Source organism: Bacillus sp. RC242 (genome assembly GCF_044908245.1).
GTDB classification, from domain to species: domain Bacteria; phylum Bacillota; class Bacilli; order Bacillales; family Bacillaceae_G; genus Bacillus_A; species Bacillus_A mycoides.
In genome coordinates, this window is record NZ_JBIYCZ010000015.1 from 62,236 (window position 1) to 78,617 (window position 16,382).

Sequence of the window (16,382 nt, forward strand, 5' to 3'; positions counted from 1 at the left end):
ATAAGTGGTTCTGCATGAACATGATTCCTTATGAAATGTGCTATAATGAGGAGAGACTCCTGGAATAGGAGATATGGATGTCCGTGAAGTGTGACATATATGAATATAGATTATTATGTAAGAATTATGGAGGAAAGACATGACGCAATATACGCCTATGATACAGCAATACTTAAAGGTTAAGGCAGACTATCAAGATGCCTTTTTATTTTTCCGATTAGGTGATTTTTATGAAATGTTCTTTGAAGATGCGGTTAAAGCAGCTCATGAACTTGAAATTACATTAACGAGCCGAGATGGTGGTAGTAGTGAACGTATACCGATGTGTGGTGTACCACATCATGCAGCTAAAAATTATATTGAACAACTTGTTGAAAAAGGATATAAAGTAGCTGTTTGTGAGCAAGTGGAAGACCCAAAAACAGCTAAAGGTGTAGTACGTCGTGAAGTAGTACAACTAATTACGCCAGGAACGATGATGGAAGGGCGTACAATAGACGAGAAGGAGAATAACTTCTTAGCAGCATTAACACATTTCGAAGATGGATCTTATGCGCTAGCTTGTAATGACTTAACGACTGGACAAAATACAGTGACGTTATTAACTGGTTCAGTAGAAGATATTTTATTAGAAGTGTATGCGACTGGTTCAAAAGAAATTGTTGTAGATTCTACATTTTCAAAAGATGAATTAAATAAGTTAACTGAAACATTAAAAATGACGATTTCGTATGAAGATGCAACAACTATTCCAGAAGGATTAGAACATCTTGTGAAAAGTGTTTCCCAAGCAAAATTAATTAAAGCAATTGGACGCTTATTTAACTATGTGATAAGAACACAAAAACGTTCATTAGATCACTTGCAACCAGTAGAAATTTATTACACGAATCAATTTATGAAAATTGATGTGCATTCAAAACGTAATTTAGAGTTAACAGAGACTCTTCGCACGAAGGAAAAGACAGGCTCATTATTATGGCTATTAGACAAAACAAAAACGGCTATGGGTGGGCGTATGTTAAAACAGTGGATGGAACGTCCGCTTATCCAGAAAGAAAAAGTTGAAGAGCGTTTAGAAATGGTTGAAACGTTTGTAAATGATTACTTCTTACGTGAAGATTTAAAAGAAAAGTTAAAAGAAGTATATGATTTAGAGCGTTTAGCAGGGAAAGTTGCATTTGGTAATGTAAATGCACGGGACTTATTACAATTAAGACGTTCTTTACTGCAAGTACCAGCTATTTTAGAAGCGATTAGTCTTTTAGATAATGCTTATGCAGCAAGGTTAATTCAAGGTGCAGATCCATGTGAGAGCTTAACTGAATTACTAGGAAGAAGTATTCAAGAAAACCCACCGCTTTCTATTAAAGATGGAGATATTATTAAAGATGGCTATAATGATAAGCTTGATCAATATCGTTACGTTAGTAAAAACGGAAAAACGTGGATTGCTGAGCTTGAAAAACGAGAGCGTGATATTACAGGGGTTAAATCATTAAAAATTGGGTACAACCGTATTTTCGGCTACTATATTGAAGTGACGAAGGCTAATCTTGCAGCACTTCCAGAAGGGCGCTATGAGCGTAAACAAACACTTGCAAATGCAGAGCGTTTCATAACAGATGAGCTAAAAGAAAAAGAAACATTAATCTTAGAAGCAGAAGAGAAAATTGTACAATTAGAATACGATTTATTTACAGCACTTCGCGAAGAAGTAAAAGTATTCATTCCGAAATTACAGCATTTAGCGAAAGTAATTAGTGAACTAGACGTACTGCAAAGCTTTGCGACAGTTAGTGAAGAAGAGCAGTTTGTAAAACCTGTTTTAACAAATAAGCGCGAAATCTTTATTAAAGATGGTCGTCATCCTGTCGTTGAAAAAGTATTGAACGGGAAATTGTATGTACCGAATGATTGTATTATGCCGGAGAAGATGGATGTCTTTTTAATTACAGGACCGAACATGTCTGGTAAAAGTACGTATATGAGACAATTAGCACTTGTTACTGTTATGTCACAAATTGGTTGTTTTGTACCAGCGACAGAAGCAGTATTACCTGTCTTCGATCAAATCTTTACGAGAATTGGTGCAGCGGATGATTTAATCTCAGGTCAAAGTACATTTATGGTTGAAATGTTAGAAGCGAAAAATGCAATTGCAAATGCATCAGAGAGAAGTTTAATTTTATTCGATGAAATTGGACGCGGTACATCCACGTATGATGGTATGGCACTTGCGCAAGCAATCATTGAACATATTCATGACCAAATTGGTGCGAAAACATTATTCTCTACACATTATCATGAATTAACAGTGTTAGAAGAAAGTTTAGACCAACTAAAGAATGTACATGTTTCAGCAATTGAAGAGAATGGAAAAGTAGTTTTCCTTCATAAAATTCAAGATGGAGCGGCTGATAAAAGTTACGGAATTCACGTTGCTCAACTTGCCGAGCTTCCAGAGAGCTTAATCGCTCGCGCGAAAGAAGTGTTAGCACAACTAGAAGGACAGGAAGAAATTGTTATTCCGAAACGAGTAGAAGTGAAAGTGCCAGAAGTCGCTCCAGAACCAGTTGTTGTAAAAGAAGAACCAGCAGAAATACAAGAAAAGAAAGAAGAGACTGAAGAAGATTCACAACTATCTTTCTTTGGAGGAGAACAGTCTTCGAAAAATCAAGACAAGCCTGTGCTAAATCCAAAAGAAACGGCAGTACTTGCACAAATTAAAAAGATTGATTTACTCGATATGACGCCTTTAGAAGCGATGAATGAACTGTATCGTTTACAGAAAAAGTTAAAGAAAGGATGAGTAAGTAGATGGGGAAAATTCGCAAACTCGATGATCAACTCTCTAACTTAATTGCGGCAGGGGAAGTAGTAGAGCGCCCGGCCTCAGTTGTAAAAGAACTCGTGGAAAATTCCATCGATGCGAATAGTACATCTATTGAAATCCACTTAGAAGAAGCTGGATTATCGAAGATTCGCATCATCGATAATGGAGATGGTATTGCTGAAGAAGATTGTATCGTTGCATTTGAACGACACGCAACGAGTAAAATTAAAGATGAAAATGATTTATTTCGTATAAGAACGCTCGGTTTCCGCGGAGAGGCCCTGCCGAGTATTGCCTCAGTGAGTGAATTAGAATTAATTACGAGCACAGGTGATGCGCCTGGTACACACCTTAGTATTAAAGGTGGAGACATTATAAAACAAGAGAAAACGGCAAGCCGAAAAGGAACAGATATTACTGTACAAAACTTATTTTTTAATACACCAGCGCGTCTTAAATATATGAAAACTATTCATACAGAGCTTGGGAACATTACAGATATCGTGTATCGTATTGCAATGTCTCATCCAGAAGTATCGTTAAAACTGTTTCATAATGAAAAGAAATTGCTTCATACATCAGGGAATGGTGATGTAAGACAAGTACTTGCATCGATTTACAGCATTCAAGTTGCGAAGAAGCTTATTCCGATTGAAGCTGAATCTCTAGACTTTACAATTAAAGGATATGTAACATTACCAGAAGTAACGAGAGCGTCGCGTAACTATATGTCAACGATTGTAAATGGCCGTTACGTTCGAAATTTCGTATTAATGAAAGCCATTCAGCAAGGATATCATACGTTATTGCCAATCGGACGATACCCAATCGGTTTCTTATCAATTGAAATGGATCCAATGCTTGTTGATGTCAACGTACATCCAGCAAAATTAGAAGTACGCTTTAGTAAAGAACAAGAATTGCTAAAGCTTATCGAAGAAACATTGCAAGCTGCATTCAAAAAAATACAACTCATTCCAGATGCTGGTGTAACAACGAGGAAAAAAGAAAAAGATGAAAGTGTGCAAGAACAGTTCAAGTTTGAGCATACAAAACCGAGAGAATCATCTATGCCTAACATCGTTTTACCAACAGGAATGGATGAGAAACAAGAAGAAACAACGACTGTAAAACAACCAGCACAACTGTGGCAACCGCCGAAGCAAGAATGGCAACCACCACAGTCACTAGTAAGAGAAGAGCAAAGCTGGCAGCCATCCTCTAAGCCGGTAATAGAACAAACGGTTCGAGAGGAAAAGGAATGGACTAGCAACGATGACGATTTTGAATTAGAGGAATTGGAAGAAGAAGTTCACGAAATAAAAGAGATTGAAATGAACGGTAACGATTTACCACCACTTTATCCAATTGGACAGATGCACGGAACATATATTTTCGCTCAAAATGATAACGGGCTATATATGATTGATCAGCATGCTGCGCAGGAGCGCATCAATTATGAATATTTCCGTGATAAAGTGGGACGAGTTACGCAAGAAGTACAAGAATTACTTGTACCGTACCGCATAGATTTATCTCTTACCGAATTTTTACGTGTCGAAGAGCAGTTAGAAGAACTAAAAAAAGTCGGACTATTTTTAGAGCAGTTTGGCCATCAATCCTTTATCGTTCGTTCGCATCCAACGTGGTTCCCGAAAGGACAAGAAACAGAAATCATTGATGAGATGATGGAGCAAGTCGTCAAACTAAAAAAAGTTGATATTAAAAAATTACGTGAAGAAGCAGCTATTATGATGAGCTGTAAAGCATCGATTAAAGCAAATCAATATTTAACGAACGATCAAATATTCGCTTTACTTGAAGAACTTCGTACAACAACAAACCCATATACATGTCCGCATGGAAGACCGATTCTGGTGCATCATTCTACTTATGAGTTGGAGAAGATGTTTAAGAGGGTTATGTAGGTATACTGTCCATAGAGAAAAAATGGTTCCTGGTTATTTTAATAAAATATAGAGAGAAATAAAAAGGAGCGATAGTAACAAGTCGCTCCTTTTTTAACATTCATTTATAAACTAGAAATAACCTACTTGTAATGTATATGTGCTTTCTCATTTTTTTTGTAAGGAAAGGGGTTTTTAATTTACAGATTTATCAGAATTATGTAAAGTGTATATAAAACCATAAAATGGGGTGTTCTTTATGTGTACTAGTTTGACATTACAGACAAAAAACGGTCAGCATCTTTTTGCAAGAACGATGGACTTCACATTAGATTTGAATCAAGAAGTAATAATCATTCCTCGGCATTACCAGTGGAATAATATAACTGGTGAAATCATCAATACGAAACATGCTACGGTCGGAATGGGAATTAATCATCAAGGAAGGATTATTATGGCGGACGGAGTAAATGAAGCAGGTATGACATGTGCAACACTCTATTTTCCAGGATTCGCTACTTATAGTCAAAGCATAGATGACAACAAAACGAATTTGGCTCCATTTGATTTTGTGACTTGGAGTCTCACACAATTCAATTCTGTCAAAGAGTTAAAGAAGTCTGTAGATAGCATTACCTTTTTGGATATACCATTACCGGATTTAGGACTTACGCCACCACTACATTGGATTTTAGCGGATAAATGGGGAGATTGTATTGTACTGGAGCCGACAAATGAAGGATTAAAAATGTATGACAACCCACTAGGAGTGATGACGAATAGTCCGGAGTTTAATTGGCATTTACAAAATTTAAGACAATATATTGGCCTTAAAGCGCAGCCATTCGCGCCAACAGAGTGGAGTGATTTACCATTAAGTGCTTTTGGGCAAGGCTCAGGCTCAATGGGACTTCCTGGGGATTTCACCCCGCCATCAAGGTTTGTGCGGGCAGCATATGGCAAACAAAATATTCAAGATATAGATAGCGAAGAAGAGGGAGTATCGGCCCTTTTTCATATCTTATCAAATTGCGAGGTTCCTAAAGGTGGAGTAATAACAGAAGAGGGTACATTAGATAATACCATATATACAAGCGTAATGTGTATGGAGTCCGGAACATATTATTACCATACCTACGATTGTAGACAGATTATAGCCATTCATTTATTTCATGAAAATTTAGATACAGATGAGATTAAAGCCTATTCGTTCCAACGAAAACAAAAAATATTTTATGAAAACTAAGTAGCTTTGAAACAACGCTTAGTAAATTTTTAAATATATATAATAGAGCAATAATGACCTATAAAAAGTAGGAATCGGAAGGGATATAATTGATAATCTAATAAGTAACCCGAATAAATATCCCTTAAGAAAAAATAGACGCAAAATATTCAAGGTATTATATAAATTCAATACAACGACTTCTAGAAGGGGCATTAAAGTGCTATTATGCAAAGTAAACATGAGCGTACTCCATTTATAAATAGCAACGAACAAAAAAGGTATGGAAAAAATCCATACCTTATATTTATAATTCAAGTTCTTCCATTATCTATGTATAAAAAAAGCGCTGTATATCAGCACTTTTTAAAAGTACATGAGTTGTATAAGAAAGATTTATACATTAATAAAAACATAACTATGCAAGGTCTAATATAGATTCTTATTTGGCACATTGTTACAAGGATTTATGCGATTATTTATTTTTATTATTATTAATTTTTTCAGTATATAAAACCTGCTCTTTATAATGCTTTTTAATTGGGAAGTTATGTGTACCAGAGCCGTTTTTGAAAGTTTTATTGATGGGGTTTTTTAGAGGGACTGTTGTAGTTTCAGTAAATTCGTATGGGTAATTTATTTTAGATTTATCTTCAAACATGAAAATGCCTCCTTTTTAGGATTTCCTGAATTCTTTACTATAACATGATATGCATATAGATTTTTTTTGGACTAGTTATTTATATAGGTTAATGGAATTTAATTACGTAACTACTGAAATATTTCAAAGGAAAACAATGTGAGAAATATATTATAATGATTTCTTTTATTTATTAGCGAAGGGAATCTTGCATATATATTCGTTATAGATTGTTTTTATAATGTAATATATATATAGTTTTCCTGATAATATAATGTGGAATATTATAGTGTTATTAGGTTATTAGGAACATTTAATGTTGTTTCACAACTGAAAGGGAATTGAAAAAAAACTGAAATTTTTCTCATAAAAATTCAATCTTACTTGAAAAATGAAAGGAAAATGAAATTTTTCAAAAGGAATTCTTTGTTAAGATAAAAAGCATACATACAAAAAAGTATTGACATATCTCAAAAAATGTATTTTGAGATATAGTGGGGGAAAAGATGAGATTAGAAAAACAATTAATAAAAAAGATGTATTATGAAACATTCCTAATGGAGAATGAAACACACCCACCTCTTCAAGTACTTGGAGAAGCTTATGTAAACGAAGAAAAAAATGAGATTTCTGATGGATCTTATATTCGTTTTGCACAAGGTGAATTTTATTATCACCATCAAGATTTTGAAGCAGCTATTTTTAAATGGGAGAAAGTTAGTAATGAATTAGCGCCATGGGCACAAAAAAATATTGCGGATGCTTACTTCGAACTTAATAGATTATCAGTTGCTGAAAATGTGTATACTTCCATTACTACTGATAACAAAATACTTATGACCGAAATTGTACTGCAATTACTGTCTCTTTACATCGAGCAAAATAATTTTGATTCAGCTTTCGCTGTTATAAAAGAAGCGGTTTCTTTAAATCCCGATTATCCAAACGTCACAACAATTGCCCGTTCCTTTTATGAAGAACAGCAAGATTTTGATAGTGCAATAGAGCTTGCTGTGAACGAGTTAATTCGAACAGAATCTTATCCGTGGTTTGAGGTCCTAAAAGAATACATCGATAAAGGATTTACTAAAAATATTTCACCAGACTATTTTTATAAAGTATTAGTTACATTAAATAATGTAGATCAAGTACAATTTACGCAAATTGTTTCATCACTTTGGCACAGCTATAAAGATGAACAAAATTACTTATTATGGCTCAACACAATAAATGAATTTTTCATACATATCGAAATACATTCGTCCGATATATGGGACGAAATTTCTTCTCTTTACGAAGAAACATACTTTGAATTAATTCAAGGTCAATATATGCTTAGACAACTACACGATATCATTCCAAATCTGTTAACAAATTGGTTAAAGGTAGTCAATCCCTCTCATGCTGTATTTCCATCTGCAGCAGTATTGGCATGGGATGAGATTTTTCCTTCTAAAATAGATTCAGCGGATATAAAAGATGCGGAAAACCTACTTTCATATTCTATTAATCATGTGAATGGCTTAGAGTATAGTTTACATCTTTTTGAATCTATTACACACTGGGCACAAGAACATAATTTAGAAATGGGTCACCGATTTAGCTGGTTAGTTGGTGAGCTTGCAGATTTAAGAACAAATCGCCTATTAGTAACTGGAACTTCAGGAAACGGAAAAGCGTCGTTTATTAACTCTATTTTAGGAGAAAATATATTAGAAAATTCAATCTCAAATGTAGTTGTTTTTAAAAATGACACTTATACAGAAATTAACGCTATAACAGATTCGGAAATTACAACAACTGAGAATTTCTCTGATTTCCATAACATGATGGCAGTACACCGTCAAACATATAGAGATAGAGCATGTGTTGAATTTAAGTTACCATGCAGATTTTTAAGTAAAAACAAACTTACATGCGTTGTTACACCTAGCTTTAATAGGAACAATGATGCGAGAGATGAGGTGTTTGAATATTTAAATTCTGTAGATGAATTATTATTCGTATTGAATGCGGATTCACCTTTTACTGACAAAGAACGTGACATTCTATTAAGTATCCAAGAACATACACCACATCTACAAGTTCATTTTTTATTAAATAAAATTGATAACATTTACAATGAAGCAGAAGCAAAAAGAGTTATACAAGATACGCAAGTGAGAATTAACACATATTTCCCTAATGCAAGAGTTTTCCCTTATTCTTCGTTATATACAAATAGTAAACAACTAAACGATTTAACTGAGTTTATTCATTTTAACTTTAACTATAAAAATATCGATGCAGAACGTACTGAAAAGCTATTGTTTTTCATTCGAAAAACAATTACATATCTTTTGGATAAACGCGTCGAGAGGGAAAAAGATCTAGTGGATTCTATTAATTCGAATGAAGATATGTTAGTTAAACTTAATGGTTGTATTAATAACCTTACTGCTTTTGAGAAGGAAAAAATTCATTTAATTACAGAATCATATCGTACGATGAAAAGCGAAATTACTAATGATCTTAAAGAACATATTCCGAAACTATTGCAGAGTTGTTCCGATTTAATTAGTGAAGAAAGCGACTTTAGTCACATTGATATTGAACTAAACACAGCGATGAATGGAAGAGTGCAACAATATCTAGAACAAACTGTATTACCTAATCTTGCTCGCTCTATGCAAAATTGGATTGCGACCTCTAATAATGAGCTCCTTCAAAGTCAATTGTACTTAAAAGAAACCAGTGAAGGACTTAATTCTTTATTTGGAGAAAATCGAATACAGTTAGAATGTGACTTTAAAGTAATTGATGACTGGCGCAGAGATACTGATAGAATGACAACTAGAATACAAATGGAAGAAGTAAATATTTTACGCCGATTTACACCAGCGCAATTTTTACTGAAAAGTGCCGGTAAATTATTTGGAGTTCTTCCTAAAAATAAAGCTATGCTATATAACAAATACAAACAGTATTTAGAAAATGAAGATTATACCGATGTAACGACTTCTATTATGAAGAAGTTTTTCTTGCAATTTGAGCTGTTTGAAAACACACAAGAGCGGGATATTAATATGTTCTTTAGAAATCCATTTGGTGCGTTGGAACAAGCTATAGAAAACACTCATTTAGAAATAAAAGAAAAACAAGATAAATTGCATAAAATGAAATCAAACCCTGAAGTTTACCATGATCCTATAAAGCTCTTTGAATTGAGATTACGTCAATGTGAAGTAATCTTGAATATAGGTGAGGATAATTCCTATACAGATGTAACTTTAGAAACAAGCGTAGAATAAAAGTAAAATATATCAGATTTTTTATATAAAATTGCACCATGTGTTATAAGAAAGTAAAAAGGGAGCAACTTTTAATAAGTTGCTCCTTTGCCATTTAGATTATTTTTCAGTTTCTTTAATTTTAGTTTTTACTTCTCCAGTTTTAATTTTATTACTTTCTGAGAAACGTAATAAATCGCCTTCAATAATTTTGTCAGACATTCGTAATTCATTTTGTGCACGGTTAATCATTTCTTGAGCTTCTTTTTTTGGTAAATCTACAACCTCACCTGTTTCTCGATTATAAAAAGTATGATTTGTATATGCATACTGGTCTGTAATAAAGCTACCATCACGTAAAACAACAAAACCGGTATATTCATCTGAAAACATATCATGGCCAAAACGGATATCGTTAGTAGTATCAATCCCTAATAAATTTAGAATGGTAGGTTTCATATCGATTTGTCCCGTAGGCTTTGAAATAGTTTGACCTTCTGTTTGGCCAGGGATATGAATATATAAAGGTGTGCGTTGTAAATTTAAAGTATCAAATTCTGTTATTTGATCTTTTTCTAAAAACTGTGCCATTGCGCGATTATGTTTTTCAGAAATGCCGTAATGATCACCGTATAACACAATAATAGAATCATCATACATTCCCTCGGCTTTTAAACGTTCAATAAATTTTTTAATTGATTCGTCTAAGTAACGTGCTGTTACGATGTAACGATCAAATACGCCATTACCAGAGTTGTATGGTTCAATGAATTTTGTATCTTCATCATACGTAAATGGATAATGGTTTGTTAAAGTAAGGAAACGAGCGTAAAATGGTTGATCAACAGTTTTTAATATATCTACTGATTGATCAAAGTATTCGATATCTTTTAATCCCCAATTTAAATTTGTTTCGGGCGTAATTTTGTAATCAAGTTCATTATAGTAACGATCATAACCAAGAGCGGAGTACATAATATTACGATTCCAGAATGTTGCGTTATTCGCATGGAATACAGAAGTGAAATAGCCTTGCTGACGTAAAATTTCTGGAGTCGCAGTATAATCGTTGTTACCGTGCGTGAAGAATACAGCACCTCGATTTAATGGATACAACGATGTATCTATTAGAAATTCAGAATCCGATGTTTTTCCTTGACCAGTTTGGTGGAAAAAGTTATCGAAATAATAGCTTTCATTTATGAATTCATTTAAGAATGGCGTAACTTCTTGACCGTTAACTGATGCACCTATTAAAAAGGTTTGCAAAGATTCAAGAGTAACGACAATTACGTTTTTTCCTTTCGCTGCACCAAACATATTAGGATTTGGTTCACTTTGGTTTGATTTTACGTAGTTTTCAGTTTCTTGTAATTTACTACTATCTGCAAGTGCCTTTTGGGATCCAGCCTTTACTTGTAGTGTTAAATCATATACTTGATGAGTGTATAGTCCTAAATTTTTCACAAGCATTACGCGGTCGAAGGATCTCGTTAATAATTCAGGTCGTTCTTTTTCTGCAAGCTGTAGATTTGCAAAAAATACACCAATTGTTAAAAGAAAATATAATAAGCGTGAAGAATGAGTTACACGTTCTGTTTTAAAGACTATTGCTTTCTTTTTTAATAAAATAAAGAAGAAAATAATGTCTACGAATGCGAGTATAGTTTTGTAGTTCAATATTTCTATAATACTGCCGCCTAATTGGCCGAAGTTTGATGTTTGTCCAAGTACTGGTAACGTAACGAAATCATTATAAAAATCATAGAACATTACATTCCCAACAAGTACGATTGTTAATAAGAGATTAATACATAGCGCTATATAATTTCTCTTTTCACCGGTTGCAAATAATGCTAATCCAACAAATGCTAACGATGCAGCGAGAGGGCTAATAAACAAAATAAGTTCTTGTGTAGAAGACTCAATTTTTAAATCAAAACTGAATCGCGTAATAAGATATGTTTTTAACCATACTGCTAAAGCAATTATTATAACAAAGCTTATATTTTGCAGTTGTAAATTTATTTTATTTTTCATTTTTACACCTTCTTTATAGAATTTATTTAACTAATGTTATATATTATATTTTTATAACTATTAGAGTGTGGTGAACCATTTAGATTATATTTTTCTAAAGGTAATAATTTGAAGTATTCATATACATATAATGGAGAATTTTAAAGCGAAGTAACATAAATCTAATTTTTTTAGAAACGGAGCAGAAAAAGTCATAGTTGTAGTAAAAAATACTTATAGACATCCTAACATATTAAACACTACGGCGATGTTACAAAATATCGAACAAATGAAAGTGAAAATGAATAGATGATTTTTAAACTATTGACATTTAACCAGTTTAAATTTTCAGAAAAGAAAGCTTGAAGAAAACGGTTATATTAATTAGTAGAAAACTACATTCTATATAGAATGTAGTTTTTCATGTGTGTTCAATATATCCCGTAAAATCCTGATTCTTTGTGGCTTAATCATCAGCGGGGGAGGGATAATAATTTCGTTAAAGCTATTATTAGATAAGTAAAGTGTTGGTGAAACTTAAAACATTTGACTGGTATCTTAATTAAAAAGTTTAAATACCTGATAAATATTTTCCAACATACAGACCACTTGCAGCTGCTTGAGATAATGAATGAGTGACGCCTGAACAATCTCCAATTAAAAATAGCCCATTCATACTTGTTTCAAAATGGTTATTGATTTTTATTGTAGGAGCGTAGAACTTTCCATCAATTCCATATAATAAAGTATCTTTATCGATAGGTTCTTGGATAAATTGTTCTAAACGTAATAAAAATTTTTTGAGTCCTTCAATATATAATGGAGGAATTTCTTCATTCAAATCTCCATAATCTCCGTGTAGTGTAGGCTGTATACGATTATGTTTCATGTTGTTCTCCGCTGTAGGTTGTTTCTTTATTAAGTCCTCTAAACGCTGTATAACAATCCGATTTCGTCCTTGGTTAATGCTTTTAATAATTGAACTTGCGTATACATTTGCTTCTTTGAGAGTTGGAAAATAGCGCGGGATAAATAAAGTGAAATTTAAGTTAGAAGTGCCAGTTCCTTGCTCTCGAAAATTTTGACCGTCAGGCATAACTAAACCTTCTTCATACTTTCGAATAATGCGTCCTTTTGGATTCATACAGTAAGTAGTAGCCGTGAAATGTTCATGCTGATAAGAAAGTTTCGTCTCAAATGTATCTTTTAATATAGAACGTAATTGATGTTCTTTCATCTCTACCCTAATACCTAAATCTATACGGGTTTGCTCCTGTGCAATTTCAAGGGAAGAGCACATTTCTTTTAACCAATCCGTTCCAGAACGCCCAGTTGCAAATACTAATTGCTTAGAATGGACAGTTCCTTGATTTGTAGATATTTTAAAATGGTCTTGCTGCTTAACGACATGTTGTACATCTATATGAAATCGGATATTTATTTTCGTAAGTAAAAATTCGTAGAGCTGCTGAAAAATGTTACTTGAAAGTGTAGTACCAAGATGCCTTACTTCTGTTGTTAGCATTTGTAAACCACAAGCTTCAGCTCTCTTAGTGAGATTTAGATTTTCTGTAGAATATTTTGAAACGGAACTTCCACCAAACTGACATAGAATTTCATCTACTTCAGCCATGAGTTGTATAAAAGCTTTTTTACCTACTTTTTGCTCAAGTTCGCCACCAAATCCATTTGTATAATTAAATTTCCCTTCAGACTTTCCTAAACCACCAAATCCGAAATATTTATCACATGTAGTACAATTACACACTTTTCCTTGGTCTAAAGGACAATGGCGATCTTTTAGCGCTTTACCTTTATCAAGAATTAAAATCTTTTTGTTACTTTGGGCTAATGAATAAGCCATAAAGATGCTACTTACTCCAGCTCCGATAATTGTAACATCATACATATTCTTTCACCTGCTAACGAATAGTTTGTTTTTTATTTTCTTAGTGTATAACACTTTTATGAAGTTAAGAAATAGCTTTTATTAATAAAGAGGGAGTTTTTGAACTTGATGCTTTTTTAATTTCTCCGAGTGGTGGAGTAAATACAAATGTTTTTATTTGAAAGAAGAAATAGATTTAAATGATCACTATGTCATATGATTAATAAAATCTTACATATAAAAAAACAGACCTTTTAAGTGAAGAGGTCTGCTAATCATTGGAAATAGTTGTTAAGTGCATAAATTTGAAGAGAATTATAGTTTTATTTAGCGAAGACGTGGTTACCGATTACCGCTACTGTTTGACGTGTCGTAATCCATTTGTTTGTTGAAGTTTTTGGATTATAAAAATAAAGCCAATCAGAATTTATTCCATTTGTAGAGATAGCCTCTTCTACTGCCATTTTTGCTTCTGCGCTTGCAGGCTGATTAATTCTACCATCAGTAACAGGAGTAAATGCATATCCGCGTTTAATAGGTTCATAAATAACACCTGTTATTGTATTTGGAAAACCATTTGCATTTACACGATTCAAGATAACTTTCGCCACCGCTACTTTTCCTTTATATGATTCGCCACCTGCCTCAGCAGTAACTAAGCGTGCCATTAAGTCTTTTTCTTTTTCTGAAATACTTGAATTGATTTTTAAATGTTGTCCTGTATAAAGCTTGTTTCCGACTGTATTGTTAATTTGTTTTATAGATTGAACGGTAACATTGTAACGCTTTGCTATAATTTCTAATGAATCTCCCGGCTGTACTTGATAAATAATTTGTCCAGAGATGTTCTTAGGTTTGTCGTTTTGATGAACAGTGACCTCATTTGATTTCATGGATCCTGGAATATGTAACTGTTCACCAATAAAAGTTTGATCTTTTCCTTTATTATTTGCTTGTTTAATAGATTGTATTGAAACTCCATATTGTTTACTGATACCCCAAAGTGTATCATTCTTTTTTACTGTATGAATGGTGGAAGCCTCAGCTACACCTTGATTACATACGAATGTAATTGCTGCCGCAGATAAAGGAATTATATGTTTTATTTTTAATAATTTCATTGTAAATCCTCCCAATAAAAAATTAAGTTTTAACTGTTGAGTAATGTAGTTCAGAGTATATAAGGTATGTATTTATATTTTAATATAAGTATATTAGCACGTATAGAATAAATAATCATTATAAGTTTTTTATTTATATCATGTAGGACCCAAATATGAAATATTGCATATGAAAGCCCATTGAAGTTCGAGTTGTTGCTTACTATAATTTATCTAGTGAAAAGGGATATTAAATTTTTTTAATGCATTGAGATGAGAATATGTGGATGTTTTTAAATTTTACTTCTATGCAATATTCCATATTTATGAAACATTATTTATTAAGTAGTTTATATTATATTCAATAAGTTTGATATAAAACAGAAAAAGAGAGGGATAAAAATGAGCAATAAGAAGTTTATTTTGAAATTATTCATATGTAGTACTATACTTAGCACATTTGTATTTGCTTTCAATGATAAGCAAGCAGTTGCTGCTAGCGCTGGTAATGGGCTTGAAAACTGGTCAAAATGGATGCAACCTATACCCGATAACGTACCGTTAGCACGGATTTCAATTCCAGGAACACATGATAGTGGAACGTTCAAGTTGCAAAATCCGATAAAGCAAGTATGGGGAATGACGCAAGAATATAATTTTCGTTACCAAATGGATCACGGAGCTAGAATTTTTGATATTAGAGGGCGTTTAACAGATGATAATACGATAGTTCTTCATCATGGGCCATTATATCTTTATGTAACATTGCATGAATTTATAAATGAAGCGAAACAATTTTTAAAAGATAATCCAAGTGAAACGATTATTATGTCTTTAAAAAAAGAGTATGAGGATATGAAAGGGGCAGAAGATTCATTTAGTAGTACGTTTGAAAAAAAATATTTTCCTGATCCTATCTTTTTAAAAACAGAAGGGAATATAAGACTTGGAGATGCTCGAGGAAAAATTGTGCTACTAGAAAGATACAGTGGTAGTAATGAATCTGGAGGATATAATAATTTTTATTGGCCAGATAATGAGACGTTTACGACAACTGTAAATCAAAGTGTAAATGTAACAGTACAAGATAAATATAAAGTGAGTTATGATGAGAAAGTAAAATCTATTAAAGATACGATAAATGAAACGATTAACAACAGTGAAGATTGTAATCATCTATATATTAATTTTACAAGCTTGTCTTCTGGTGGTACAGCATGGAATAGTCCATATTATTATGCGTCCTACATAAATCCTGAAATTGCAAACTATATGAAGCAAAAGAATCCTACGAGAGTGGGCTGGGTAATTCAAGATTATATAAATGAAAAATGGTCCCCAATACTTTATGAAGAAGTTATAAGAGCGAATAAGTCACTTGTAAAAGAGTAAAGATTGTCATAGTAAGAAGCGATGAAATACATCGCTTCTTTTTTGTTTTCTAAAAATTAACATCAAATATAGCTTTACATATCGTACGTTCATGATAGAAAAAAAT

At 32.9% G+C, this 16,382-nt stretch carries 9 protein-coding genes; 5 read left to right on the top strand and 4 right to left on the bottom strand.

Going from position 1 to position 16,382, the window contains the following annotated elements; genetic code table 11:
- Positions 1–139 precede the first annotated feature (139 nt).
- From mutS to ABH957_RS23415, 3 genes are all read left to right on the top strand, one after another.
- The gene (gene mutS, locus ABH957_RS23405; RefSeq protein WP_002128699.1) at positions 140–2,812 is read left to right on the top strand and encodes a DNA mismatch repair protein MutS; all 2,673 of its coding nucleotides are present in this window, start codon (positions 140–142) and stop codon (positions 2,810–2,812) included.
- Between the two features lie 8 nt (positions 2,813–2,820).
- Positions 2,821–4,764, top strand: coding sequence for a DNA mismatch repair endonuclease MutL (gene mutL, locus ABH957_RS23410; protein WP_002167757.1), 1,944 nt, complete (start codon positions 2,821–2,823; stop codon positions 4,762–4,764).
- A 238-nt stretch (positions 4,765–5,002) separates the two neighbouring features.
- The gene (locus tag ABH957_RS23415; protein ID WP_372488811.1) at positions 5,003–5,989 is read left to right on the top strand and encodes a choloylglycine hydrolase family protein; all 987 of its coding nucleotides are present in this window, start codon (positions 5,003–5,005) and stop codon (positions 5,987–5,989) included.
- A gap of 454 nt (positions 5,990–6,443) precedes the next feature.
- Here ABH957_RS23415 and ABH957_RS23420 read toward each other — a convergent pair whose 3' ends face one another.
- On the bottom strand, positions 6,444–6,629 hold the full coding sequence (locus tag ABH957_RS23420; protein ID WP_000461142.1) for a hypothetical protein: 186 nt from the start codon (positions 6,627–6,629) through the stop codon (positions 6,444–6,446).
- Between the two features lie 485 nt (positions 6,630–7,114).
- On the opposite strand from ABH957_RS23420, the gene ABH957_RS23425 reads away from it, so the two are divergent.
- Positions 7,115–9,898, top strand: coding sequence for a dynamin family protein (locus ABH957_RS23425; protein ID WP_404457391.1), 2,784 nt, complete (start codon positions 7,115–7,117; stop codon positions 9,896–9,898).
- A 99-nt stretch (positions 9,899–9,997) separates the two neighbouring features.
- On the opposite strand, the gene ABH957_RS23430 is transcribed toward ABH957_RS23425, so the two are convergent.
- The 3 genes from ABH957_RS23430 to ABH957_RS23440 form a co-directional block, all read right to left on the bottom strand.
- The gene (locus ABH957_RS23430) at positions 9,998–11,917 is read right to left on the bottom strand and encodes an LTA synthase family protein (protein WP_404512324.1); all 1,920 of its coding nucleotides are present in this window, start codon (positions 11,915–11,917) and stop codon (positions 9,998–10,000) included.
- A gap of 550 nt (positions 11,918–12,467) precedes the next feature.
- A complete protein-coding gene (locus ABH957_RS23435) occupies positions 12,468–13,805 on the bottom strand; it encodes an NAD(P)/FAD-dependent oxidoreductase (RefSeq protein WP_404448001.1) in 1,338 nt (445 codons plus the stop codon).
- Between the two features lie 302 nt (positions 13,806–14,107).
- Positions 14,108–14,905, bottom strand: a complete 798-nt coding sequence (locus ABH957_RS23440; RefSeq protein ID WP_404448004.1) for a cell wall hydrolase — start codon at positions 14,903–14,905, stop codon at positions 14,108–14,110.
- Positions 14,906–15,286: 381 nt separating this feature from the next.
- Here ABH957_RS23440 and ABH957_RS23445 point away from each other — a divergent pair, with 381 nt between their 5' ends.
- Positions 15,287–16,276, top strand: coding sequence for a phosphatidylinositol-specific phospholipase C (locus tag ABH957_RS23445; RefSeq protein ID WP_404457387.1), 990 nt, complete (start codon positions 15,287–15,289; stop codon positions 16,274–16,276).
- Positions 16,277–16,382 lie beyond the last annotated feature (106 nt).